26 protein-coding genes, 1 pseudogene and 1 other annotated feature are annotated in these 24,715 nt (G+C 50.5%); of the genes and pseudogenes, 15 read left to right on the forward strand and 12 right to left on the reverse strand.

Annotated features, from left to right (window positions below):
• Nucleotides 1-2 precede the first annotated feature (2 nt).
• The 5 genes from pduT to LG384_RS14420 all read left to right on the forward strand — a co-directional run bounded on the left by pduT (nucleotide 3) and on the right by LG384_RS14420 (nucleotide 3,522).
• On the forward strand, nucleotides 3-557 hold the full coding sequence (pduT, locus tag LG384_RS14400; protein WP_048221136.1) for a propanediol utilization microcompartment protein PduT: 555 nt from the start codon (nucleotides 3-5) through the stop codon (nucleotides 555-557).
• Nucleotides 557-907, forward strand: coding sequence for a propanediol utilization microcompartment protein PduU (pduU, locus tag LG384_RS14405; protein WP_032939586.1), 351 nt, complete (start codon nucleotides 557-559; stop codon nucleotides 905-907). The genes pduT and pduU overlap by 1 nt, the downstream gene beginning before the upstream one ends.
• Nucleotides 908-911: 4 nt before the next feature.
• Entirely contained in the window at nucleotides 912-1,364 is a 453-nt protein-coding gene (gene pduV, locus LG384_RS14410) for a propanediol utilization protein PduV (RefSeq protein WP_045444543.1), read from the forward strand.
• On the forward strand, nucleotides 1,349-2,563 hold the full coding sequence (locus tag LG384_RS14415; RefSeq protein WP_045444545.1) for an acetate/propionate family kinase: 1,215 nt from the start codon (nucleotides 1,349-1,351) through the stop codon (nucleotides 2,561-2,563). Before pduV ends, LG384_RS14415 begins: the two co-directional genes overlap by 16 nt.
• A gap of 92 nt (nucleotides 2,564-2,655) precedes the next feature.
• Nucleotides 2,656-3,522: an L-threonine kinase gene (locus tag LG384_RS14420; RefSeq protein WP_048221135.1), complete on the forward strand. Its 867-nt coding sequence runs from the start codon at nucleotides 2,656-2,658 to the stop codon at nucleotides 3,520-3,522.
• 81 nt (nucleotides 3,523-3,603) lie between these two features.
• On the opposite strand, the gene LG384_RS14425 is transcribed toward LG384_RS14420, so the two are convergent.
• From LG384_RS14425 to phsA, 7 genes are all read right to left on the reverse strand, one after another.
• Nucleotides 3,604-3,939: a DUF496 family protein gene (locus LG384_RS14425; RefSeq protein ID WP_003834176.1), complete on the reverse strand. Its 336-nt coding sequence runs from the start codon at nucleotides 3,937-3,939 to the stop codon at nucleotides 3,604-3,606.
• A gap of 238 nt (nucleotides 3,940-4,177) precedes the next feature.
• Nucleotides 4,178-5,236, reverse strand: coding sequence for an FUSC family protein (locus tag LG384_RS14430; protein ID WP_225761120.1), 1,059 nt, complete (start codon nucleotides 5,234-5,236; stop codon nucleotides 4,178-4,180).
• A 107-nt stretch (nucleotides 5,237-5,343) separates the two neighbouring features.
• On the reverse strand, nucleotides 5,344-5,811 hold the full coding sequence (gene sbmC / locus LG384_RS14435) for a DNA gyrase inhibitor SbmC (protein ID WP_048221134.1): 468 nt from the start codon (nucleotides 5,809-5,811) through the stop codon (nucleotides 5,344-5,346).
• 124 nt (nucleotides 5,812-5,935) lie between these two features.
• Nucleotides 5,936-7,108 carry a serine-type D-Ala-D-Ala carboxypeptidase DacD gene (gene dacD / locus LG384_RS14440; protein ID WP_045444560.1) on the reverse strand — a complete coding sequence of 391 codons (1,173 nt, stop codon included), beginning with the start codon at nucleotides 7,106-7,108 and terminating at the stop codon, nucleotides 5,936-5,938.
• Nucleotides 7,109-7,262: 154 nt separating this feature from the next.
• On the reverse strand, nucleotides 7,263-8,030 hold the full coding sequence (phsC, locus tag LG384_RS14445; protein ID WP_045444563.1) for a thiosulfate reductase cytochrome B subunit: 768 nt from the start codon (nucleotides 8,028-8,030) through the stop codon (nucleotides 7,263-7,265).
• A complete protein-coding gene (phsB, locus tag LG384_RS14450; protein WP_045444566.1) occupies nucleotides 8,027-8,605 on the reverse strand; it encodes a thiosulfate reductase electron transport protein PhsB in 579 nt (192 codons plus the stop codon). Before phsB ends, phsC begins: the two co-directional genes overlap by 4 nt.
• A 14-nt stretch (nucleotides 8,606-8,619) precedes the next feature.
• A complete protein-coding gene (gene phsA, locus LG384_RS14455; protein ID WP_045444569.1) occupies nucleotides 8,620-10,893 on the reverse strand; it encodes a thiosulfate reductase PhsA in 2,274 nt (757 codons plus the stop codon).
• A gap of 398 nt (nucleotides 10,894-11,291) precedes the next feature.
• Between phsA and sbcB the strand changes: the two genes are divergently transcribed.
• Nucleotides 11,292-12,716 carry an exodeoxyribonuclease I gene (gene sbcB, locus LG384_RS14460; protein ID WP_200013259.1) on the forward strand — a complete coding sequence of 475 codons (1,425 nt, stop codon included), beginning with the start codon at nucleotides 11,292-11,294 and terminating at the stop codon, nucleotides 12,714-12,716.
• A 79-nt stretch (nucleotides 12,717-12,795) separates the two neighbouring features.
• On the opposite strand, the gene plaP is transcribed toward sbcB, so the two are convergent.
• The 4 genes and pseudogenes from plaP to LG384_RS14480 form a co-directional block, all read right to left on the reverse strand.
• Entirely contained in the window at nucleotides 12,796-14,154 is a 1,359-nt protein-coding gene (gene plaP / locus LG384_RS14465) for a putrescine/proton symporter PlaP (protein ID WP_045444576.1), read from the reverse strand.
• Nucleotides 14,144-14,206 (reverse strand): membrane protein YoeI, encoded by a 63-nt coding sequence (gene yoeI / locus LG384_RS14470; RefSeq protein ID WP_101706264.1) that lies wholly within the window; start codon nucleotides 14,204-14,206, stop codon nucleotides 14,144-14,146. Before yoeI ends, plaP begins: the two co-directional genes overlap by 11 nt.
• Nucleotides 14,207-14,367: 161 nt before the next feature.
• Nucleotides 14,368-15,358 (reverse strand): annotated as a pseudogene (locus tag LG384_RS14475) (LysR substrate-binding domain-containing protein).
• Between the two features lie 41 nt (nucleotides 15,359-15,399).
• Complete coding sequence (locus LG384_RS14480; protein WP_045444581.1) at nucleotides 15,400-16,224, reverse strand: SDR family oxidoreductase; 825 nt, start codon at nucleotides 16,222-16,224, stop codon at nucleotides 15,400-15,402.
• Nucleotides 16,225-16,398: 174 nt separating this feature from the next.
• Between LG384_RS14480 and hisL the strand changes: the two genes are divergently transcribed.
• The 9 genes from hisL (at nucleotide 16,399) to hisIE (ending at nucleotide 23,631) form a co-directional block, all read left to right on the forward strand.
• Nucleotides 16,399-16,446 carry a his operon leader peptide gene (gene hisL, locus LG384_RS14485; RefSeq protein WP_100250077.1) on the forward strand — a complete coding sequence of 16 codons (48 nt, stop codon included), beginning with the start codon at nucleotides 16,399-16,401 and terminating at the stop codon, nucleotides 16,444-16,446.
• Nucleotides 16,422-16,544 (forward strand) — a sequence feature (His leader region). It overlaps the preceding gene by 25 nt.
• Nucleotides 16,545-16,591: 47 nt before the next feature.
• A complete protein-coding gene (gene hisG, locus LG384_RS14490) occupies nucleotides 16,592-17,491 on the forward strand; it encodes an ATP phosphoribosyltransferase (protein WP_045444584.1) in 900 nt (299 codons plus the stop codon).
• Between the two features lie 5 nt (nucleotides 17,492-17,496).
• On the forward strand, nucleotides 17,497-18,801 hold the full coding sequence (gene hisD / locus LG384_RS14495; protein ID WP_225761121.1) for a histidinol dehydrogenase: 1,305 nt from the start codon (nucleotides 17,497-17,499) through the stop codon (nucleotides 18,799-18,801).
• Nucleotides 18,798-19,877, forward strand: a complete 1,080-nt coding sequence (gene hisC / locus LG384_RS14500) for a histidinol-phosphate transaminase (RefSeq protein WP_045444590.1) — start codon at nucleotides 18,798-18,800, stop codon at nucleotides 19,875-19,877. Before hisD ends, hisC begins: the two co-directional genes overlap by 4 nt.
• Nucleotides 19,874-20,941, forward strand: a complete 1,068-nt coding sequence (gene hisB / locus LG384_RS14505; RefSeq protein WP_048221127.1) for a bifunctional histidinol-phosphatase/imidazoleglycerol-phosphate dehydratase HisB — start codon at nucleotides 19,874-19,876, stop codon at nucleotides 20,939-20,941. Before hisC ends, hisB begins: the two co-directional genes overlap by 4 nt.
• Nucleotides 20,941-21,531: an imidazole glycerol phosphate synthase subunit HisH gene (hisH, locus tag LG384_RS14510; RefSeq protein ID WP_048221125.1), complete on the forward strand. Its 591-nt coding sequence runs from the start codon at nucleotides 20,941-20,943 to the stop codon at nucleotides 21,529-21,531. The genes hisB and hisH overlap by 1 nt, the downstream gene beginning before the upstream one ends.
• Nucleotides 21,531-22,268: a 1-(5-phosphoribosyl)-5-[(5-phosphoribosylamino)methylideneamino]imidazole-4-carboxamide isomerase gene (hisA, locus tag LG384_RS14515; RefSeq protein WP_225761122.1), complete on the forward strand. Its 738-nt coding sequence runs from the start codon at nucleotides 21,531-21,533 to the stop codon at nucleotides 22,266-22,268. The genes hisH and hisA overlap by 1 nt, the downstream gene beginning before the upstream one ends.
• Entirely contained in the window at nucleotides 22,250-23,026 is a 777-nt protein-coding gene (hisF, locus tag LG384_RS14520; RefSeq protein ID WP_045444599.1) for an imidazole glycerol phosphate synthase subunit HisF, read from the forward strand. The genes hisA and hisF overlap by 19 nt, the downstream gene beginning before the upstream one ends.
• Complete coding sequence (gene hisIE, locus LG384_RS14525; protein WP_048221123.1) at nucleotides 23,020-23,631, forward strand: bifunctional phosphoribosyl-AMP cyclohydrolase/phosphoribosyl-ATP diphosphatase HisIE; 612 nt, start codon at nucleotides 23,020-23,022, stop codon at nucleotides 23,629-23,631. The genes hisF and hisIE overlap by 7 nt, the downstream gene beginning before the upstream one ends.
• A gap of 62 nt (nucleotides 23,632-23,693) precedes the next feature.
• Here the strand turns inward: hisIE and wzzB are convergent, their stop codons facing one another.
• Nucleotides 23,694-24,677, reverse strand: coding sequence for an LPS O-antigen chain length determinant protein WzzB (wzzB, locus tag LG384_RS14530; protein ID WP_045444604.1), 984 nt, complete (start codon nucleotides 24,675-24,677; stop codon nucleotides 23,694-23,696).
• Between the last annotated feature and the right edge of the window lie 38 nt (nucleotides 24,678-24,715).

Genomic DNA, 24,715 nt, shown 5'->3' on the forward strand with positions numbered 1-24,715 from the left:
CCATGTCTCAGGCTATAGGTATTTTAGAACTCACCAGCATTGCCAAAGGGATGGAAGCCGGCGATGCCATGCTCAAAAGCGCGAATGTGAATTTACTGGTCAGCAAAACCATCTGTCCGGGCAAATTTTTACTCATGCTCGGCGGAGATGTTGGCGCTGTGCAACAGGCTATCGCCACTGGCACATCGCTTGCAGGTGATATGCTCGTTGACAGTCTGGTATTGCCAAATATTCATGCCAGCGTTCTGCCAGCAATCAGCGGTCTTAACAGCGTTGATACACGTCAGGCGGTTGGGATTGTAGAAACCTGGAGCGTAGCCGCGTGTATCTGTGCCGCCGATCGCGCAGTTAAAGCCTCAAATGTCACGCTGGTACGGGTACATATGGCATTTGGCATTGGAGGCAAATGCTACATGGTGGTCGCGGGTGATGTTTCCGATGTGAATAACGCCGTGACGGTAGCCAGCGAAAGCGCAGGTGAAAAAGGACTGCTGGTCTATCGCTCTGTCATCCCGCGTCCGCATGAAAGCATGTGGCGACAAATGGTGGAGGGATAATGGAGAGGCAACCGACGACGGATCGCATGATCCAGGAATACGTACCGGGAAAACAGGTCACTCTGGCACATCTCATCGCCAATCCGGGTAAAGATTTATTCAAGAAACTGGGATTACAGGACTCGGTTTCAGCTATTGGGATTTTAACCATTACACCAAGTGAAGCCTCAATTATTGCCTGTGACATCGCCACCAAATCCGGTGCAGTTGAGATAGGTTTTCTTGACCGTTTTACCGGCGCAGTCGTCCTGACAGGTGATGTTTCAGCGGTTGAATATGCGCTAAAACAGGTTACCCGCACGCTGGGCGAAATGATGCGTTTTACCGCGTGTCCCATTACACGGACTTAACACCATGAAACGCATAATGCTAATTGGACCCAGCCAGTGCGGTAAGACATCACTTACTCAATGTATGCGTGGTGAAGCACTTCATTACCAGAAAACTCAGGCCATTGTCTGGTCTCCTGCAGCAATAGACACACCGGGTGAATATATTGAGAACCGGTGCCTGTATAGCGCACTGCTGGCCAGTTCCTGTGAAGCCGACATTATCGCTCTGGTACTCAATGCTGATGCACCCTGGTCACCTTTTTCGCCTGGTTTTACTGGCCCGATGAACAGACCTGTTATCGGTCTGGTGACCAAAGCTGATTTAGCTAATCCGCAGCGTATTTCCCTCGTCGAAAACTGGTTGGTGCAGGCTGGAGCGCAAAAAGTCTTTATCACCAGCGCAGTGAACAATACCGGAGTGGATGAGATGTTCATTTTTCTGAATGCAAAGGAACCTTCATGTCTCACAAGATAATGGCTATTAACGCCGGCAGCTCTTCGCTGAAGTTTCAGTTACTGGCCATGCCGCAGGGTGAAATGCTGTGTCAGGGGTTGATCGAGCGTATCGGCATGACTGACGCACAGGTCACCATCAAAACACCAGTAGAAAAATGGCAGGAGATTTTGCCCGTTGCCGACCATCGGGATGCGGTAACCCTGTTACTGGAAAAACTGCTCAGCCATAAAATTATCAACAGTCTGGATGACATTGACGGTACGGGACATCGCGTTGCGCACGGCGGGGAATCTTTTAAAGATTCTGCCCTGGTGACCGAGGAAACACTGGCAGAAATCGAGCGTCTTGCAGAACTGGCACCGTTACATAACCCGGTTAATGCGCTCGGCATTGCTGTATTTCGCCAATTGCTGCCAAAAACGCCTGCTGTTGCCGTTTTTGACACCGCTTTCCATCAGACACTTGATGAGCCTTCTTTTATTTATCCCCTGCCCTGGCGGTATTACTCTGAGCTGGGAATTCGTCGCTACGGTTTTCATGGCACCAGCCATAAATATGTCAGCGCCGCACTGGCTGAAAAACTGGGTGTTCCTCTCAGCGCCCTGCGCGTTGTGTGCTGTCATCTGGGTAACGGGAGCAGTATCTGCGCCATCAAGGGCGGGCTGTCGGTTAATACATCAATGGGCTTTACCCCACAATCGGGCGTGATGATGGGCACTCGTAGTGGTGATATCGATCCGTCTATTCTGCCGTGGATTGCGATGCGTGAAGGCAAAACACCTCAGCAGCTCAATCAGTTACTCAATAATGAGTCAGGTTTGCTGGGTATTTCTGGCATTTCACCTGATTACCGTGACGTTGAACATGCTGCTGATAATGGAAACCATCAGGCAGCACTTGCGCTAACGCTGTTTGCCGAACGTATTCGGGCCACGATTGGCAGCTACATTATGCAAATGGGCGGTCTGGATGCACTGGTATTTACTGGTGGTATTGGCGAGAACTCTGCACGTGCCAGGGCCGCCATTTGTCGCAATTTGAATTTCTTAGGTTTGGCCGTTGATGAAGAAAAAAATCAGCGTAACGCGACCTTCATTCAGACAGAAAACGCGATGGTCAAAGTGGCCGTGATTAACACCAATGAAGAGCTAATGATAGCGCAGGACGTGATGCGAATAGCGATAGCAGAAACTGTGACATTGGACATCCCGGCCTAGTATTGCCGCACTGCAAATTGCGGCAAATCATGGTAATAGCGCGATCGCCATGACACTATGCGCCGAGGATTGCTGATCACAAAGGTGAAAACGTGGCTGTTGCGCAATGTCCCGCATCATGCGGAGAACTTATCCAGGGCTGGATTTTGGGCAGTGAGAAATTGGTCTCCTGCCCGGTTGAATGGTATAGCACCGTTGAGATCAGTTCAGGTTCACCGTTGACAGATGAGCGTCCCCTCTCTCGGGCGATGGTTGACCGGTTGTTGCAGCACTGGCAATACCCGGCACATGTCAGCCAGGATATCCGGATAGACATCCATTCAACAATCCCCATCGCCAAAGGTATGGCCAGCAGCACGGCGGATATTGCCGCCACGGCAATTGCTACGGCGCATCATCTGGGCCATCCGTTGGATGAATCGACACTGGCGCACCTTTGCGTTTCACTTGAGCCTACTGACAGTACCGTTTTTCGCCAGTTAACCCTTTTCGATCATAACGACGCCTCCACACAAATTGCCTGTGAAGCGCAGCCGCAACTCGACCTGTTAGTTCTCGAAAGCCCGGAAACGTTACGTACAGCAGACTATCATCGTATTCCTCGTCAGTCAGGATTACAGGCTGGCGCCCCTGCACTTAAGCGAGCATGGGAAAAAGTTCAGGAAGCCTGTGTTTATCAAAACCCCTACAGAATGGGCGAAGCGGCAACACTAAGCGCAATCGCCAGTCAGTTGTTGTTGCCAAAACCCGATTTCGACTCACTATTGGCGCTGGTAGAAGAATGTGATTTATACGGAGTGAATGTCGCGCACAGCGGCAGCGTTGTCGGCCTGATGCTGGACAGAAAACGTCACGATGTTGATTATATCAAATGGATGCTGGGGCAGAAGAAGCTGACAAGGCACTGGCCGGAACAGCATTTGCTAAGGATGGTAACTGGTGGGGTCGAGTTACAATAAGGGCCGCACCGCAGCCCTTATCATTACATACCTGTCATACTTCAATTTTCCCTGAAACCTGAAGGTTCAGGGTATAAAACGTTACTCTGCTTTCGCTTCGCCGTTTTTCACTTCGCCCATGGCTTTCAGCTTTTTAGAAATATCGCGACGCTCTTTTGAGATCTCAGCGTTTTTGATGATGTAATCATCCACGCGATCTTCGTAGTCACTTTTCATGCTGGCAATAATGCCCTGGATCGCTTCGACGCTCATGCCCGGCTTGATGTAGTCACTCAGGTTGTCCAGCAGCAGAACGCGTTTCTGGTTGTCACGGATCTTTTTCTCAACGTCCTGGATTTCACGTTGCAGTTTGTTCTTACGACGGAACAGACGAACAAATTCCAGCACGTCCTGGAAAGAAGGCTTGGTAGTTTCCATTTTTACACCCCTGATAATGTGAGATTCGGATTCGTTTAAACAACGGCTAAAGTGGGTCAACATTACTTTCATGCCCGCCATACTTCAAGTTGCATATGCATTGACAATACATGGTTGAAACCTGAATTATCGAGGGTAAAGCCATTGCAGTTAACAATGGTTTTAGCCTTTTTCAGTATCATACCCTTAATCCTTGCTGAATCGAAGCAGCAGGATAATCAATCCCCTCATCTGCTCTTTATTTGCGCAAAGCGCGACAGATTAAATGTGAGAGCAACTCCAGTTGTCGTGCCATTTCCATGTTCAGCCAGACATAGCCGTGAATGGGAGTCTCAGCGACATTATCGCCTTTATGCTCATCAATGAGCTTACGCAGCTCCGCTACGGTATCGTTGAGTTTTTCCGTATTGGCAAGCACTGGCTGCGGATTACCTTCATACAGAGCATGAGTTATCGTCAGTAATGCCTGTTGAGTTCTGAGCTGTGTTTCACGCAGTGTATGCGCATTCAGCATCACAAAGTGGCTGGTACGCGTTGCCCAAAGCGCATTAATTTGCAACTCGAGCATGCAAACCAGATTACGGTTAACAGTTTGAATAGCCTCAAATATAGACTTTTGGATATGCGTTTCTTTGCTGGCAGGGACGATGAGCCCGCGCATTTTGACAACGTCACTCAACAACTGCTGTAAATGTTTCTCCAGACGGGGTTGTTCGAGCAGGTTAGGCGACAGAGCAGCCTGGTACACACGATTATACCCTGTAACACAATGCGCAAGTTGAATACGCCAGTGTATAAAAGCGCGTTGTGGCCAGATGCCGGTAAACAGCATCGCCAGTAGCGACCCCAGGATAACGTCACCACCACGCCAGAGTGCCGTATTCATATCGCCAGCAGGAGCTCCCACGACAACGGCAAGCGTAATGCCAATCAGCAGAGCCTGATAGGGCTTTTTGCCTAGAGCCAACCAACCGCAGAGAAACATCGCCACCGCACACCATATCAACATTAACGGTAGTGAAAAGAGTTCCAGCCGCAGAGCCACCAGCCCCAGCACAGAGCCCAGAATCGTCCCACCAATGCGCTCAAAAGCCCTGGGAACCACATTACCCCAAAATGAAATAGGCCCCATGATCACGACCAGCGTGATTAGAGGCCATGTACCTTCAGGGATGTTCAGCAGCCGGACCAGCAGAAAAGTGAGAAGAAACGCCAGCGCAATGCGAATACCATGCACAACACGATAATGACGATACAAACGAATTTCAAAAGAACTCAGCGACTTATCTGCACGCACTCATGCACTCCGTCAGGGAATAGCAAAGAACGGAATTGTACCTGCTTTTTCAGTGAAAATATCACTGTAATGGTCAGGACTTTCATCCTGATTTACACAAAAAACAGTTACTTCGACTGCACTGGCACATACATTTCAATGTCCCAGTAACCATCTTCCGTACCATTGTTCATATAAATTTCAAAACAAGGTCTGGCCGATATCTGATACGTTGAGTCCTGCAACAGGAGATTAAAAAACTGATACCACGGTGTCGCAAAATCATGATTCTCAACGCGTGCAACGGCAACTGCATATTCACCACCCGCCAGTTCAGTCAGAGTCACTCCTTCACTGTTTTGTGGGATCACGAAACTATCAGGGACGGAAACTACAGTATCACAGCGGAGTTTATCTGCCGGAACAACGTCCGGGTTGTCGTAATAGACGGCAATCCATTCCAGCGGTGCGATATTCTTACTATCGACCCACATCATTAACTGCTCAAATCCCTGCTTTACCGTTTGTTCCCACGGTCCCACCATGTGAAAGCCGGCAATCCTGCGTTTTTCTACCTGCCTGATCTCATACTTCATATAGCCTCCATAATTACACTGTATTTATATACAGTATAATTATTGCTTATTACGACAACAAGGAAACAGTGTTCATTATGTGAGCAGATTCGCACTCTTGCCAGTCAGAACCACAAGCAATTAATTACACTTTATGGTGAAAATAATCGCTCAGACGAGAAAACATGCCGCCTTCGCCAACTGACTCCAGCGTCATCAGCGGCCAGTGTGCCACGAGCTGGTCTCGGTCATAGAGTTCAATTTCACCCACGCGTTGATGCGCAGCAATAGGGGCAACCAGTTCTTTCTTATCAAGCACATACTTTGCTTTAATGTTTTGAACTTCCGTTTTCGGCAGTGCCATCCAGAAATCCTGCTCAGTACCCAGGCTAATTTTTTCTTTATCGCCATACCAAATCCGCTCAACACCTACCTGCTTACCGCTACGCAAAATCTGCACTGTGTCGAAGTTTTGCTGTCCCCATAGCAACAGTTTGCGCGCCTGATCTTCGCGCCCTTTCGCACTCTCAGCGCCCATGACAACAGCAATCAAACGGCGCTGTCCATCAACAGCAGATGCGATTAGATTAAATCCGGCACCAGACGTGTGCCCCGTTTTCAACCCATCGACATTCATCGTCTTATCCCACAACAATCCGTTACGGTTCTGCTGCGTGATGCCATTCCATGTAAGGCTTTTCTCACTATACATATGGTAAAAATCAGGCTCTCCATGAATGATTGCCCGGGATAGCACGGCCAGATCGTAAGCAGAACTGTGCTGACCTGGCGCATCCAGTCCGTGTACCGTTTCGAAATGCGTATCCTGAAGCTTTAGCTTTTTCACATAGCTGTTCATCATGTCGACAAACTGTGGCTGTCCACCGGCAATGTAATCAGCCAACGCGACACAAGCATCATTACCAGAATCGACAATTAAGCCGCGGCTTAAATCACGCACTGAAACACGATCGCCTTCTTTCAGGAACATTAATGATGAGCCCACGAATACCGGATTATCTTTTGCCCAGGCATCACGTCCAACGGTAACAATATCGGTCGGGCTGATGCGGTGGCTGTCGATTGCGCGATCAACAACATAACCTGTCATCAGTTTGGTGAGGCTGGCGGGATTGCGCTGCTGGTGTTCATTACCTGCGGTAAGAATTTGGCCCGTGGTGTAATCCATAAGCACCCACGCCCCGGCATTTATGGCTGGAGGCTGGGGAGCAAAACTGGTGACATCCGCCGCAAAGGCGGACGAAAAACTCATCGCGAACAGAGAAGCGGCAACAAACAAACGGCATTTCAACAGCATGTCCTCAGAAATAGGATAAATAGCCGTTCTTTTTACGGAAGTTTAGTCGAATAAACAGGGATAAATTGCAAGAAAATGTGACATAAAGCACATTTTCTTGCGAGGTGATATGGGTGTTAAATGTACGCATCGTGCGCGATGCGTACTAGATTAATTACCCTTTACGTGGCTGCGCTTCTGTGTGATGACTACGATGACGATGATAGCCATCAATCATGCTACGAAATATTTGTGTCGGCGTGTCGCCTAATGTGCACAGGTAAATATGTGCACAAATAAACAGAATGCCAACAATCGCTAACGCCATATGCAGCACTAACATTACCGGACCTGCTCCGATAACCTGCGGGTAAAGACACAGCAAACCGGTGATGATTAATAACGGAACCAGCGCATACATAATGGCCAGATATGCCAGTTGTTGCAGAGGGTTAAATTTATTATCCGCCGTAGCCGCAAAGGGATGCGCTTCGCCTTTCATGATCCCATACAGATAAAAGCGCGTTTGCAGCAAGCAGCGCGAAATCAGCCCGTTAAATTTCACACGGTAGTGACAGCCATTACCGCTGGTTGCGTTTATCAGCACAAAGCCAACCCAGAAGGCGAGCAATGCAAAGCCACACCAGGTATGCACCTGCACCATTAAGGCCACAGGGCCGACAGAAAAGTGACCAAATAAGCCGCTCAGCAGAAGCAGGATGAATAACAGTGCATTCCCCCAGTGCCAACGACGGACTGCTAACGAATAGAGGTAGTCACGATGCTCTTCTCCGCCTGCCGTTTTGGGTGCCAGCATCCGACGCAACAGTGCATGTGCGATCAGGCCAATAATCATCATCAGAATGATAACACCTGCATAAATGAGCCACAGCGGCCAGTAATCCGGCGCATAATTAAGCTCTGCTCCCCAGATAGCATTCATACTTTCCCCTCCTGATGGATCTCTTTACGTCGATAAAGACTCACCTCGCCACTTCGTTTTTCCTGCTGGCGATAAACCGCTTTTTGATTAATCCAGTGCTGAATTTCCGGGTCATCGCGGCGGCCAAATTTCAGCGCATCCGTCGGACAAACAGAAACACATGCTGGTGATTGTCCGGCATCCAGGCGGGTATCCGAGCAGAAGTTACATTTGTCAGCGATTCCTGTTTGCGGGTTAAGGTAGCGCACATGGAACGGACAAGCGGCGACACAATAGTCGCAGCCAATACAACGCGATTTGTCGACTTGTACAATGCCATTCTCATCACGGTAAGACGCGCCGGTCGGGCAGACGCTGACACAAGGCGCATCTTCACAATGCTGGCAGGAGACTCGCACAAACTGAAAATGAGACAGAACCTGAGGCTCATTTTCCGGTGAACGGATCTGCACCTGCAGCCGGCTGTAACCCTCGGGTACATCATTAAGTACTTTGCAGGCAACCGTACACGCCTGACAGCCAATACAGCGTTTCTCGTCATGCAGCATGACATAGGGGTTTGTTGAATGATTCATGATGTTCTCCTTTCTCATGCCCGACTCAGCGTAACGCCAGCAGTGTGAACCACCGTCCCGGAAACCGGACTGGTCACATGCGGAAGTAAATTACCGCAGTGAATACCATGCGTTGTCGCAGCCGTCCTGGCCCCGGCCTTGGCGCCAAATCCCATATAGACGAACAGCGTATCGGGTCGAATACCAGCTGTTACCAGTGCCTTACCTTTCTCTTTACCCGTCGCGTTTTCCAGCCAGATGTCGTCCCCGCTTTTGATCCCTTTTTCTTGTGCTGTTTTCGGGTGTATCCATACTGCGTTATCCCACATCAGCTCACTAAGCAGAGGAACATATTGCGTCGCACCGTTTGTGTGAACCGCCACTTTGCCCTGGATAAAATAGAGTTCGTTATCCCCCTTAAGCGCAAAATTACGGGCTCGCGGGCTACCGTAGCCGGGTAGTAATGTCTCCAGCTCTTCGGAATAAAGTTCGATTTTTCCTGACGGGGATTTGAATCGGAGTTGCTCGCCGTAAGTGCCGTCGCTGTCAACTGCTACCGCAGCGGGATACTGTGCCGTAAACTGGCGTACCATTTCAGGTTCGCGCAATAACAATGGGATGCCCCATTCGCGGTATCCCTTCTGGCGCAGTTCAGCAGATAAAGCATGGTCGCCATTCAGTTGATATAACTGCCGTGTTTGCATATCTTGCCACGGATAAAATTGTCCCAGCCCTAACTGTTCTCCCAGCTCTTTCCAGATCTGCCAGCTCGGACGCGCATCGCCAACAGGCTCAACAACCTGCTGACGCAGCGCATAGGCCGGATTTAGCCCGGACATATCAGAAACCTCTTCATCGCGCTCGAGGTAGGTACACTCCGGAAGCAGATAATCGGCATACGCCGCACTTTCGCTTAAATAAACATCACAGCTGACCACAAGATCCAGTTGTTCAACGGTTTTGACCAAATCGGGTCGGCAGGTTACGGTTTGAAAAGGATTATGTCGGGACATAATCCATCCCTTCACCGGATACGGTGTCTGATTTAACACGGCATCGATAATACTCTGCACAACCCCACCGCCCGCCGCGATGTACTTAAACTGCGGCGCGACCATATCAATACGTTGTGCTGCAGGTTTCGCCAACTTGGCATCAGGTTTCGCCAGCACCGGGGCGACTTTTTCACCAGCCAGTTTGTTGTAGGTGGCGGCATTTTTTTTCTGGTACATACCACCTTCACGTTCAATATTCCCCATCAACACATTGAGGGTGAAAATCATCCGCCGCATGTCGATCTCTTCCTGAGAAAACGTCGCACGGTGGCCCGGACTGACGATGGCGTGAGGCGCACAAGCTGCCATTTCCCGGGTAACGCGGGTAATGACATCCGCAGGCACATCGGCCAGTTTTTGCGCCCATTCAGGGGTAGTCTCTTGTACTGCCTCGACCAGTTGCGCAAATCCCGTGGTGTAGCGTTCAACAAACTGTGCGTCATAGAGCTTTTCTTTAATCATGACGTGGCACATGGCCATAAGCACCGGTAAATCACCACCAGGTTTGATCGCATGCCATTCATCCGCTTTACTGGAAAACACGGACAAACGAGGATCGAAGCTGACCATCTTCGCCCCCTTCTCCTGCGCGGTCATCAGTTCATGCGTGTCGGCAACCTCAATGCCTTCATACAAGTTATGACCAAAGGAAACCATATAGCGGGTATTGGCAATATCCATTGCTAAATCGCCCCCCATCATCACCTTAGCGGCAATAGATTTTCCTGCGGGACATGTTGAGGCGTGAGTGAAGGTATTAGGCGAACCAAAGGCCGTCGCCAGGTGAAATAAATGGCCGGAAAGCGAACCTGATTTAGAAGAGAACACAATGCCCTGGGGACCATACTGCTCTTTTATGGCACCCATTTTTTCAGCAATTTCTTTATAAGCCTGTTGCCAGCTAATGACCTGCCATTCACCGCTACCGCGGGGGCCGGTACGCTTCATCGGTTTAACGATACGATGTGGGTCGTTGACCAGGCTGACGCCACTTCCCCCTCGCGCGCAAACTCGCGTACCTTGTTGAGGCGCATTGGGATTACCCTGGATAAAAACGGTTTTATTATTAATGACCTGCGCTTGAATTGGGCAGCGAAATGAACACATTTCGCACAGACTTGGCGTGAGCGCTGTTTTACCTTTAATGCTCTCAGGCGAATTCCGCGCCAGTGCACCAGGTGGGAAACTTCCTATTGCACAAGCAGAGCAACCAATCCCCACTCCTCGCAAAAAATTACGCCGACTAATGCTCATATAACCTCCTGTTATTAGATATATCCAATGATTATATGGCGTTTAAATTATTAGTTTTTAACATCACTCACATTTCATTACACTAAACCACCATTAATCATTAGAAATAAAAGCCTTTGTTTATAAAAGACTTTTAAAATTTCCAAAACACAACAATTAACCGTAAAAATAACAATAATTGTTCGCAATCAGATTTTTCTAAACACCAGCCTTCAGGAAAATTTATTCCGGTAATTTCCTTTAAAACTAAAAAAATAATTTATCTCATTTAATCAGCTCTTGTTTATCTCAATTTTAATGCGGCCAGTACCCAGGAATGATAATCACTTTGCTGATTACCGCGCTCATTTTTGGTATTCTTAGAAAAGCGCTAAATTGATCCCGGACATAACTGAACAATGAATGACGGCAAGCAGCACCCGACTTTTCTCTTCCACGATTACGAAACCTTTGGCACCCATCCGGCGCTGGACAGACCCGCACAGTTCGCAGCTATCCGCACAGATAGCGAGTTCAACATTATTGGTGAACCTGAAGTCTTTTATTGCAAGCCTGCAGACGATTATCTGCCACAACCAGAGGCGGTACTGATCACCGGTATTACGCCGCAGGAAGCGCGTGAAAAGGGAGAGAATGAGGCTGCTTTTGCTGCACGTATTCACTCGCTGTTTACCGTGCCGAAAACCTGTATCCTGGGCTATAACAATGTCCGCTTCGATGATGAAGTGACACGCAATATTCTGTATCGCAATTTTTACGATCCTTATGCCTGGAGCTGGCAACACGATAATTCGCGCTGGGATTTACTGGATGTGATGCGCGCATGTTATGCACTGCGTCCAGAAGGGATTAACTGGCCAGAAAACGACGACGGTTTGCCCAGCTTCCGGCTTGAACATTTGACCAAAGCCAACGGCATTGAACATGCCAATGCCCACGATGCGATGGCAGACGTCTACGCGACTATTGCAATGGCACAACTGGTTAAGTCACGTCAGCCGCGCCTGTTTGACTATCTTTATAGCCATCGTAATAAGCACAAACTGACCGCCCTGATTGACGTTCCACAAATGAAACCCCTGGTGCATGTCTCCGGCATGTTCGGCGCATGGCGAGGTAACACCAGTTGGGTCGCTCCGCTCGCCTGGCATCCGGACAATCGCAACGCGGTTATCATGGTCGATTTAGCCGGTGATATTTCTCCTCTGCTTGAGCTGGACAGCGACACTCTGCGCGAGCGCCTGTACACGGCTAAAGCCGACTTGGGCGATAACGTGGCGGTACCGGTAAAACTGGTGCACATCAACAAATGTCCGGTGCTGGCGCAAGCCAATACACTCCGCCCGGAAGATGCCGATCGCCTCGGGATTAACCGTCAGCATTGTCTGGATAATCTTAAAGTCCTGCGCGAAAACCCGCAGGTCCGCGATAAAGTAGTGGCCATTTTTGCCGAAGCCGAGCCTTTCGCCCCATCAGATAACGTGGATGCCCAACTGTATAACGGTTTTTTCAGTGATGCCGACCGCGCCGCGATGAAAATCGTTCTGGAGACCGACCCGCGTAATTTACCGGCGCTGGACATCACCTTCGTCGATAAACGCATTGAAAAACTGCTGTTTAATTACCGCGCCCGCAACTTCCCCGGCACGCTGGATGAAACCGAACAACAGCGCTGGCTGGAACATCGCCGCCAGGTGTTCACTCCAGAGTTTTTGCAAAATTACGCCAATGAACTGCAGACACTGAGTCAGCAGTACGCTGATAACAAAGAGAAACTGATGCTGCTGAAATCGCTCTGGCAATACGCTGAAGAGATTGTGTAAAACGCAGACATAAAAAAACCGGAGAAATTCTCCGGTTTTTAATTATGCGCCGGGCAAACCGGCGCAGAAAAGTCAGTTGTTATGCAACATCTTCGTACTGCGGTACCGGGTTGCGGAAACTTTTGGTCACGCAAGCCAGGTAAATCAGACCAATACCAGCCCAGATCAGACCCAGAACCATAGAGCTCTCTTCCAGGTTCACCCACAGCGCACCAACGGTCAGCGCACCGCACATCGGCAGGAACAGGTACTGGAAGTGGTCTTTCAGCGTCTTGTTGCGCTTCTCACGGATCCAGAACTGGGAGATCACCGACAGGTTAACGAAGGTAAACGCCACCAGCGCACCAAAGTTAATCAGCGCCGTTGCCATCACCAGGTCAAAGTTGATTGCCAGCAGGGCAATCGCCCCAACCAGAATGATGTTCATGGACGGAGTACGCCATTTCGGGTGCACATAACCGAAGAAACTTTTCGGGAAGACACCGTCACGCCCCATCACATACATCAGACGCGCTACGCCTGCATGCGCCGCCATACCGGATGCCAGTACGGTAATGGTGGAGAAAATCAGTGCGCCAACCTGGAAGAACTTACCAGCTACATACAGCATAATTTCTGGCTGCGAAGCATCCGGGTCCTTGAAGCGCGAGATATCCGGGAAGTACAGCTGCAACAGATAGGTGGAGACAATAAAGATCAGGCCACCAATCAGCGCGGTCAGGAAGATAGCACGTGGAATTACGCGCTCGGCATCTTTAGTTTCTTCCGACAGGTTGCTGATGCCGTCAAATCCTGTAAAGGAGAAGCACAGAATCGTCGCACCGGTGATCATCGGAATAACGTGCGCATCGCCTGACCAGAATGGACGGGAACTCACCAGCGTACCGGCACCTTCGCCCTCAAATACACCGTAAACCACCATGCCCAAAATGACCGCAATCAGCACAACCTGCAACACCACAATCACGGTATTGAAGTTAGCGACGGATTTGAGACTACGCAGGTTGAAAGCCGTCATAAACGCCACCAGGGCGATAACAAATACCCACGACGGAATCGAAGGCACGAGGGCTTCAAAGTAAATTTTTGCCAGCAGAATGTTGATCATCGGCGCGAACAGGTAATCGAGCAGAGAAGACCAACCCACCATAAAACCTACAGTAGGACTAATAGATTTCTGGGCATAGGTGTACGCAGAGCCAGCAGAAGGGTAACGACGTACCAGCTTCCCGTAGCTCAGCGCTGTAAACAGAATGGCGACCAGCGCGAAGGCATATGCCGTCGGCACGTGACCGTCTGTGAGGCCCGAAACGATACCAAATGTATCGAACAGCGTCATCGGCTGCATATAGGCAAGGCCCATCATAACAACCGGAACCAACGTAAGCGTTTTACGTAATTCCACGCGAGAGGTGTTTGGAGTAACGTTATGCGACATGGTCATTCCCCTTTACGGTGAACACCGTCGCGTAAGCAAAAAATTGCCCCATTTTTATGGATTCCTCAGCGACAACAACTGTCGGTTTTTAGTAAGTATCTATCCGGTACGAAGCCCGGCCTCTTTTATGAATGATTGGTTTGATGCAAAAAAATAACCGACGCGTATTAAAACGTCGGTTAATGTCATTTTTTGCAAGCGGCGTATTTTGCACTAAAGTGGGGAGAAATAACAAGAGAATGAGGCTACTGTATAATAATATTTTTTCTTAACTGTTTGATTTATCGGCAACCGTTTTTACATAGACACTCGCAATAGCACTATTTGCTAAAATCTCATCCCGCCACCAGACGCTTGCTAATCCAGAGGTCTGTTCATTCCAGCCAATCCACACCGGCTCAAACATAATTTGCGCGACCACTTTCTTCTCAATAAGCGCGCCACTGTCCAAAAATCGCTGTGCCAGATAACGCGGCATATAGCCACACCCCAGGCCACTAATTTGCAATTCCAGCTTGGTCTTAAAATCGAAAACAGTAATAGCTTCCTGATCATCAAATAACTGAGTTCCGGACGAATTCGCAGAATGCGCATTATCATTATCTCCCACAACGATAGCGCGATACCGTTTGATGGTTCGGCGATTCAATGGTTCTTCTTCCTGCGCCAACGGATGATGGGGAGCGACCACAAAAACCTGCTCAAGATCGCCTAAACGCGCAAAACCGAATTCGCTTGCCGAGGGCGGTTCGTGCATCGCACCGACAATAATATCTGCCCGCCCCTGGGTAAGAGCATCCCAGGAGCCTCCCAGCACGCCGTTAATAAATTTAAGGCGAGTCACACTGTGATGTTGGTAAAAAGACTCGATGAGCGGGGCAAGAAGCGAAAAGGGAAACGTATCATCCACACCGATAACCAGTTGGTTTTCCCAGCCCTCATGCAGTTTGATCGCCTGTTTTTCAAGTTCGCGGACGGTGTGCAGTACCTCCCTCCCCTTTTCCAGCAGCATCTGACCGGTACGGGTAAATTTCGCCCGATGTCCGCTACGATCCAGCAACTGAATATTGAGGTCGCTCTCCAACTTATGGACGGTATAGCTCAGCGCCGACGGCGTCTTAAACAATTTTGCCGACGCCGCCGCGAAGCTTCCCTCTTTCTCTAACGCATCAAGGATGATCAGAACGTCCAGCAGTGGTTTCATACTCGCCCCCTGGCGGTATACAGCGGCACTCTGCTGGTCTGTCACTCCATCGGCATCACCAGCGGATCAGGATACTGGTACTCGAACCCAAGCTCATTACAAATGCGGTTGCCATCAATGACTTTACCTTTACCGTTATCCACACTGTCCCGGAAAGTTGGCGGCTCCATACCCAACAAACGAGCCATCTGGGGATAGAACACATTACGCGCAGGATGCATAGGCGCACATATATTATAGATGTGTCCCCCTTTAGGTGCCTGTAACAACAAGGTGATTGCCGAAACAACATCATCCAGATGCACCAGATTAACCCCGTGTTGTCCGTCAGGAGCCGTTTTACCCGCAAAAAAACGGCCAGGGTGTCTTCCCGGTCCAACTAACCCGGCCAGACGCAGAATATCGACCGAGGTCCCCGGCAGGTTGTGCAGCCAGTCTTCCAGTTCTTTCAGAACGCGACCACTTGCCGTAACCGGATTACGCGGCGAGCCCTCTTTTACCATCCCCTGTACATCGCCATAGACCGACGTAGAGCTGGTAAAAATAATCCGAGGAATACGATACGCCAGCGCACTGTCGACCAGTTCCTGCATCGCCTGCAGATAAAAATCCTCACCAGGACCGCTCCGGCGTGCGGGCAGCGTGATCACCAGCGCATCGGCGTCCATTAACGCATCAAGATCATCTGGCTCACAGACCAGTTCAGGCTCCAGGCGTAACGAGTAGCTCTCAATACCGCTCATTCGGGCCGCTTCTACACCATCCAAAGTGGTTTTGCTGCCGGTGACCTGCCAGCCTCTCGCCGCCAGTGACATGGCTAACGGCATGCCTAACCAACCTAACCCGACAATTGCGACCTTTTTCATGCCTTCTCTCCTGACTTTTGGCCTATAACTCAAGGCTACGCCAGCCCACGGTGGCTGACAATTCATAGTATCAATATGAAATGAATTAATGATCAAAAAAAGCCCTTGCTTTCCGTGGCTGAAGTGGTTTAGGTTAAAAGACATCAAATGAATAAGCATTCATCGAGAAATTTTATGACACGCGCTCAATTTAAACACCATCACCACCATCATCCTGACTAGTCTTTCAGGCGATGTGTGCTGGGAGACATTTAAATCTTCCAGTGGTGCATGAGCGTATGAGAGAGCCCCCGGAAGAATTCTTCCGGGGGCTTTTTTTTTGGCGCGCAACCCAGACCGATTCAGACAGGATAACGAGGAACAGAGAATGTTAGACAACACCCGTTTACGCATAGCTATGCAGAAATCAGGCCGCTTAAGCGATGATTCACGCGAATTACTGGCTCGCTGTGGCATTAAAATTAATCTTCACACCCAGCGCCTGATTGCGATGGCAGAGAATATGCCGATTGATATTCTCCGCGTGCGTGATGACGATATCCCGGGTCTGGTAATGGATGGCGTCGTGGATCTTGGCATCATTGGTGAAAACGTTCTGGAAGAGGAACTGCTCAACCGACGGGCACAGGGCGAAGATCCACGCTACTTTACACTGCGTCGACTGGACTTCGGCGGCTGCCGTCTCTCGCTGGCTACCCCCGTTGACGAAGCATGGGACGGCCCGTCAGCGCTGGACGGCAAACGTATCGCGACCTCTTATCCGCACCTGCTCAAACGCTACCTCGATCAAAAAGGCGTCTCGTTTAAATCCTGTCTGTTAAACGGTTCTGTTGAAGTCGCGCCGCGTGCCGGACTGGCCGATGCTATCTGTGATCTGGTTTCAACTGGCGCCACACTGGAAGCCAACGGCCTGCGTGAAGTGGAGGTCATTTACCGTTCCAAAGCCTGCCTGATTCAACGCGATGGCGAGATGGCTGAAGCCAAGCAACAGCTGATTGATAAATTACTGACCCGCATTCAGGGTGTTATCCAGGCCCGCGAATCCAAGTACATCATGATGCACGCTCCAAGCGAACGTCTGGAAGATGTCATCGCCCTGCTTCCTGGTGCTGAACGCCCAACCATTCTGCCGCTGGCGGGCGATCAGCAGCGCGTGGCAATGCACATGGTCAGCAGCGAAACCCTGTTCTGGGAAACCATGGAAAAACTGAAAGCGCTCGGTGCCAGCTCGATTCTGGTACTGCCGATTGAGAAGATGATGGAGTAATCGCCATGAGCTTTAGCACAATCATTGACTGGAATAGCTGTAGCCCCGAGCAGCAACGCGAATTACTGATGCGCCCGGCAATTTCCGCCTCAGACAGCATCACCCGTACCGTCAGCGACATTCTGGATAACGTCAAATCACGTGGTGATACGGCGCTGCGCGAATACAGCGCAAAGTTTGATAAAACCACGGTCAGTGTGCTGAAAGTCAGCGCCGAAGACATTGCCGCCGCCAGCGCACGCCTGAGTGATGACCTCAAGCAGGCCATGGCTGTGGCGGTAAACAACATCGAAACTTTCCATAACGCGCAAAAACTGCCACCAGTAGATATCGAAACGCAGCCCGGCGTGCGCTGCCAGCAGGTGACCCGTCCGGTGAACTCTGTTGGCCTGTATATTCCCGGAGGGTCTGCACCGCTCTTCTCTACGGTATTAATGCTTGCCACTCCAGCTCGTATAGCGGGATGCAAAAAAGTAGTGCTGTGTTCCCCGCCGCCTATTGCCGATGAAATTTTGTATGCGGCGCAGTTATGCGGAGTACAGGACGTGTTTAACGTCGGTGGCGCGCAGGCCATCGCCGCGCTGGCGTTTGGTAGCGAATCTGTACCGAAAGTGGACAAAATTTTCGGCCCCGGTAATGCCTTTGTGACCGAGGCCAAACGCCAGATCAGCCAGCGTCTGGACGGTGCGGCAATCGATATGCCTGCGGGCCCGTCAGAAGTGCTGGTGATTGCCGACAGCGGCGCAACACCGGATTTCGTAGCCTCTGACTTACTTTCTCAGGCCGAACACGGACCGGACTCTCAGGTGATCCTGCTGACGCCGGATGCTGATATCGCACGCCGTGTCGCTGAAGCGGTAGAACGCCAGCTTGCTGAACTGCCTCGCGCGGAAACCGCTCGTCAGGCGTTAAGCGCCAGTCGCCTGATTGTGACTAAAGATTTGCAGCAATGCATCGCCATCTCTAATCAGTACGGTCCGGAACATTTGATTATTCAGACCCGTAACGCGCGGGAACTGGTTGATGACATCACCAGTGCCGGTTCGGTATTTCTCGGTGACTGGTCGCCGGAATCGGCGGGTGATTACGCTTCAGGTACCAACCACGTCCTGCCAACCTATGGCTATACGGCAACCTGCTCAAGTCTTGGGCTGGCTGATTTCCAGAAACGGATGACCGTACAGGAATTATCACCGCAAGGTTTCTCAGCCCTGGCCTCTACGATTGAAACGCTGGCCGCCGCTGAGCGACTGACCGCCCACAAAAATGCCGTCACCCTGCGTGTTAACGCCCTGAAGGAGCAAGCATGAGTACTGATAACATTCTCAGCGTTACCGATTTAGCCCGTAAAAATGTTCGTGAGCTGACGCCCTATCAGTCCGCCCGCCGTCTGGGCGGTAATGGCGATGTCTGGCTGAATGCTAATGAGTTTCCGACCGCTGTTGAATTCCAGTTAAGCCAGCAGACGCTAAACCGCTATCCGGAATGTCAGCCGAAAGCGGTGATCGAGAACTACGCACAGTACGCAGACGTGAAACCACAGCAGGTACTGGTCAGTCGTGGGGCAGACGAAGGTATTGAGCTGTTGATCCGCGCATTTTGTGAACCCGGCAAAGATGCGATTCTCTACTGCCCGCCAACCTATGGCATGTACAGCGTCAGCGCCGAAACCATCGGCGTTGAATGCCGCACCGTCCCTACTCTTGACGACTGGCAACTGGATTTACAGGGCATAGCTGAGAAGCTTGATGGTGTAAAGGTTGTCTACGTTTGCAGCCCGAATAATCCAACAGGTCAGTTGATCAACCCACAGGACCTGCGCTCACTGCTCGACATGACGCAGGGGAAAGCCATCGTGGTCGCCGATGAAGCCTATATTGAGTTTTGTCCGCAGGCAACGCTGGCAGGCTGGCTTTCTGAATATCCGAACCTGGTGGTCCTGCGCACGCTTTCCAAAGCGTTTGCCCTTGCAGGCTTGCGCTGCGGATTTACGCTGGCTAATGAAGAAATTATCAACCTGCTGCTGAAAGTGATTGCACCCTACCCGCTTTCTACCCCAGTGGCAGACATCGCCGCCCAGGCACTGACGCCACAAGGGATTTCAGCCATGCGTAAACGGGTGACGCAGATCCTGCAAGAGCGCCAGTATCTGGTCGATAACCTGAAAACAATCCCCTGCGTGGAGCAGGTTTTCACCTCTGAAACCAACTATATTCTGGCCCGCTTTACCGCCTCCAGTTCTGTGTTTAAATCTCTGTGGGATCAGGGCATTATCTTACGAGACCAGAACAAACAACCTTCGTTAAGCGGCTGCCTGCGTATTACTGTCGGAACCCGTGAAGAGAGCCAGCGCGTCATTGACGCCTTACGTGCGGAGCAAGTATGAGCCAGAAGTATCTTTTTATTGACCGTGATGGAACCCTGATTTCTGAACCGCCAAGTGACTTTCAGGTTGATCGCTTTGACAAGCTCGCTTTTGAGCCGGAGGTTGTCCCTGCGCTACTGAAACTGCAAAAGGCAGGTTATAAGCTGGTGATGATAACCAACCAGGATGGCCTGGGAACGCAAAGTTTCCCGCAGGTAGATTTTGACGGCCCGCACAACCTGATGATGCAGATATTCACCTCTCAGGGGGTGGTATTTGATGAAGTATTGATCTGTCCGCATCTGCCAGCGGATGAATGCGATTGCCGTAAGCCAAAAGTGAAGCTGGTCGAACAGTACCTGGTTGAGCAAGCGCTGGACGCCGCGAACAGCTACGTCATTGGCGATCGGGCGACCGATATTCAACTTGCTGAAAACATGGGAATTACCGGATTACGCTATAACCGTGAAACCCTGAACTGGTCGATAATTGCCGAACAGTTAACCCGACGCGATCGTTACGCTCACGTTGAGCGTAATACCAAAGAAACACAGATTGACGTCAAAGTCTGGCTGGACCGCGAGGGTCGCAGCAAAATCAATACCGGCGTTGGTTTCTTTGACCACATGCTGGATCAAATTTCGACCCACGGCGGTTTTTGCATGGAAATTACCGTCAAAGGCGATCTGTATATCGACGATCACCACACGGTGGAAGATACCGGTCTGGCGCTGGGCGAAGCCTTAAAGCTGGCTCTGGGCGATAAACGCGGAATCAACCGTTTTGGTTTTGTACTGCCGATGGACGAGTGTCTGGCACGCTGCGCACTGGATATTTCCGGGCGCCCTCACCTGGAATACCGGGCTGAATTTACCTATCAGCGCGTCGGCGATCTGAGCACGGAGATGATTGAACACTTTTTCCGCTCGCTCTCTTACACCATGGGTGTAACGCTGCATCTGAAAACCAAAGGCAAAAATGACCACCACCGCGTGGAAAGCTTGTTCAAAGCATTTGGTCGCACGCTGCGTCAGGCGATTCGCGTGGAAGGCGACACGCTTCCCTCCTCAAAAGGAGTGCTGTGATGAATGTGGTGATCCTCGATACTGGCTGCGCCAACCTGAACTCGGTGAAATCCGCCGTGGCGCGTCATGGATACGATCCTATTGTCAGTCGTGACGCCGATGTTGTACTGCGCGCCGATAAACTCTTTCTGCCCGGTGTTGGCACCGCGCAGTCGGCAATGGATCAGTTACAAGAACGAGAACTGATAGAGCTGATCAAAGCCTGTACACAACCTGTGTTAGGGATTTGTCTGGGCATGCAACTTCTCGGTCGCCGCAGCGAAGAAAGTAACGGTGTCGACCTGTTGGGCATTATTGAGCAGGACGTGCCCAAAATGACCGATTTTGGCCTGCCACTACCGCATATGGGCTGGAACCGCGTATATCCGCAGGCCGGGAACCGTCTGTTTCAGGGCATTGAGGACGGCGCATATTTTTATTTTGTGCACAGCTACGCCATGCCGGTGAATCCGTGGACTATCGCTCAGTGCAACTACGGCGAACCGTTTACCGCTGCAGTACAAAAAGACAATTTCTTCGGCGTGCAGTTTCACCCTGAACGTTCGGGTTCCGCAGGGGCGCAGTTGCTGAAAAACTTTCTGGAGATGTGATGATTATTCCGGCATTAGATTTAATCGACGGCACGGTTGTGCGCCTCCATCAGGGCGATTACACGCAACAGCGCGATTACGGCAACGATCCCTTACCGCGTCTACAAGACTACGCCGCGCAAGGTGCGCAGGTTTTGCACCTGGTGGATTTGACCGGTGCAAAGGATCCGTTGAAACGACAAATACCGCTGATTAAAACGCTGGTCGCTGGCGTAAACGTTCCGGTACAGGTTGGCGGCGGCGTGCGCACTGAAGAGGACGTTGCAGCCCTGCTGGACGCGGGTGTTGCGCGTGTGGTTATCGGATCCACAGCGGTAAAATCTCCAGAGATGGTTAAAGGCTGGTTCACCCGCTTTGGCGCCGATGCGCTGGTACTGGCACTCGATGTGCGTATTGATGCCCAGGGCAACAAACAGGTAGCGGTCAGCGGCTGGCAGGAAGACTCCGGCGTTTCGCTGGAAGAACTGGTTGAGACCTATTTACCCGTTGGCCTGAAGCATGTGCTGTGTACAGATATCTCCCGCGATGGCACGCTGGCTGGCTCAAACGTCTCGCTTTATGAAGAGGTCTGCACCAGATACCCGCAGGTGGCATTTCAGTCCTCTGGCGGTATTGGTGATATTGAAGATGTGGCCGCTCTGCGCGGGACAGGCGTTCGCGGCGTGATCGTCGGCCGTGCTCTGCTGGAAGGTAAATTCACCGTTGAGGAGGCCATCCAATGCTGGCAAAACGCATAATTCCATGTCTGGACGTTCGCGATGGACAGGTTGTCAAAGGCGTCCAGTTTCGCAATCACGAAATCATTGGCGACATCGTGCCGCTGGCAAAACGTTATGCCGATGAAGGTGCGGATGAACTGGTGTTCTACGATATCACTGCTTCCAGCGATGGCCGTGTGGTTGATAAGAGCTGGGTTTCACGTGTGGCAGAAGTGATAGACATTCCGTTCTGTGTTGCTGGCGGCATTAAGTCGGCGGAAGACGCAGCCAAAATACTCACTTTTGGTGCAGATAAAATCTCAATCAATTCCCCTGCGCTGGCCGACCCGACGCTGATTACCCGCCTGGCTGACCGTTTTGGTGTGCAGTGCATTGTGGTAGGTATTGATACCTGGCATGATACAGAAACCGGAAAATATCACGTCAATCAATATACCGGTGATGAAAACCGTACCCGCGTCACCCAGTGGGAAACTCTCGACTGGGTAAAAGAAGTGCAAAAACTCGGGGCAGGCGAAATCGTCCTCAATATGATGAACCAGGACGGTGTTCGTAACGGCTACGATCTGGAGCAGCTAAAAAAAGTGCGCGAGGTTTGCCATGTTCCACTGATCGCCTCTGGTGGTGCAGGAACGATGGAACACTTCCTCGAGGCATTCAGAGATGCAGATGTCGACGGCGCACTCGCGGCTTCAGTCTTCCACAAACAGATAATTAATATTGGTGAATTAAAAACGTACCTGGCGACACAGGGCGTGGAGATCAGGATATGCTAACGAAGCAACAAAGCCGGGAACTTGACTGGGAAAAAACCGACGGACTGATTCCGGTCATTGTGCAACATGCGGTATCCGGGGAAGTATTGATGCTCGGCTATATGAACCTGGAGGCGCTGGAGAAAACCCTCGAAAGCGGGAAAGTGACTTTTTTCTCGCGCACCAAACAGCGTTTGTGGACCAAAGGTGAAACCTCTGGCAACTTTCTCAATGTTGTCAGCATTACACCCGATTGCGATAACGACACCCTGTTGGTGCTGGTCAATCCAGTTGGACCAACCTGCCATAAAGGCACCAGCAGTTGTTTTGGTGAAGCAAGCCATCAGTGGCTTTTCCTGTATCAACTTGAACAACTGCTTGCTGAACGTAAAACGGCGGATCCTGCCAGCTCTTACACCGCGAAGCTTTATGCAAGTGGCACTAAACGAATTGCCCAGAAGGTCGGTGAAGAAGGTGTCGAGACCGCATTGGCCGCGACGGTGCATGATCGTTTCGAACTGACCAATGAAGCATCAGACCTGATGTATCACCTGTTGGTTCTGTTGCAGGACCAGGATCTCGATCTGACCACGGTGATTGAGAATTTACGTAAACGTCATCAGTAATCTGCAGACACAAAAAAACCGGGCAACGCCCGGTTTTTCTTTTGCAGTAAATAAATGATGACTTACTGCGCTTTTGCGTTGTAACTACGCAGAGCGTTGCGACCAAGAACCACACCCGCACCAATCATCCCACCCAGCAGTACTGCCAGAACCAGAGTAATTGCTTTTTTCGGACTATCACGACGCACAGGTAAGCTTGGTTTCATCACATAACGGTAGGAGTGCATCTCTGCCCCCTCAAGCTTCAGATTCTCGATATCCAAGAGCTTTTGTTTGGTCTGAAAGTAGCTGTCAGAGAACACCAGGGGACGTGTAGACTCATGCTCAATCATCGATTTCAGGGCTTCACTACCCAGAAGGAACATACTGTCCTGAGTAACATCCTGAGTTTGCTGGAGCTGCGGCTTGGTTACATTCGCCTGTTCGGCATAGCGCAATGCTTCCTGGATTTGCTTAATTCGCAATTCTTTTTGCTCCTGAGCAACCACTTCCTGAGTTTTCAAAGAGTCTTCAAGCGTAGTCGTTTGCAACTTGATGTTATCAGCCAAGTCGAGTTCAAGCTCTTTAGCAACTTTCTCATCAGTTTGTTGAATGTATTCAGACAGCTGACGCTGCGCATTTTCTGCTGAATTACCTACATAAGAAACCGCCAGCGGCAGCTGCTGACCTTTAACCGACGGCTCAATGGTCAATTTTTCTGGTTTTTCCTGGTTATCGAGTGTTTCGGCTAACGCAGAGAAAGACGTACTAAAACGACCAACCACATCCATCTGAAGATCTGTTACTTTTGGCGCACTGTTACCATATATAACGTTGAATGCGTTATTGTAGGTCGCAATCTGACCAACATCCGGCTGAGTAATAATTGCTGTCGAAGTCCATTTTTCTTTAGCAATCATCAGATAGCCAGCCGCCAGCGCAACCGCAACAATCACACAAACAATAATCGTCACTTTGCCACGCCACAACTGCACTACTAAATCAATCAAATCAATCTGTTCCGGATCGTTACTGCGCCCGGATGTGTTGTTATCGCCCACAGACATAAATACCCTAAATGAGGAAAAACCGAAACTGGAAATAG

The sequence above is a fragment of the Citrobacter sp. Marseille-Q3906 genome (assembly GCF_916618775.1).
In the GTDB taxonomy this organism is placed as follows: domain Bacteria; phylum Pseudomonadota; class Gammaproteobacteria; order Enterobacterales; family Enterobacteriaceae; genus Citrobacter; species Citrobacter murliniae.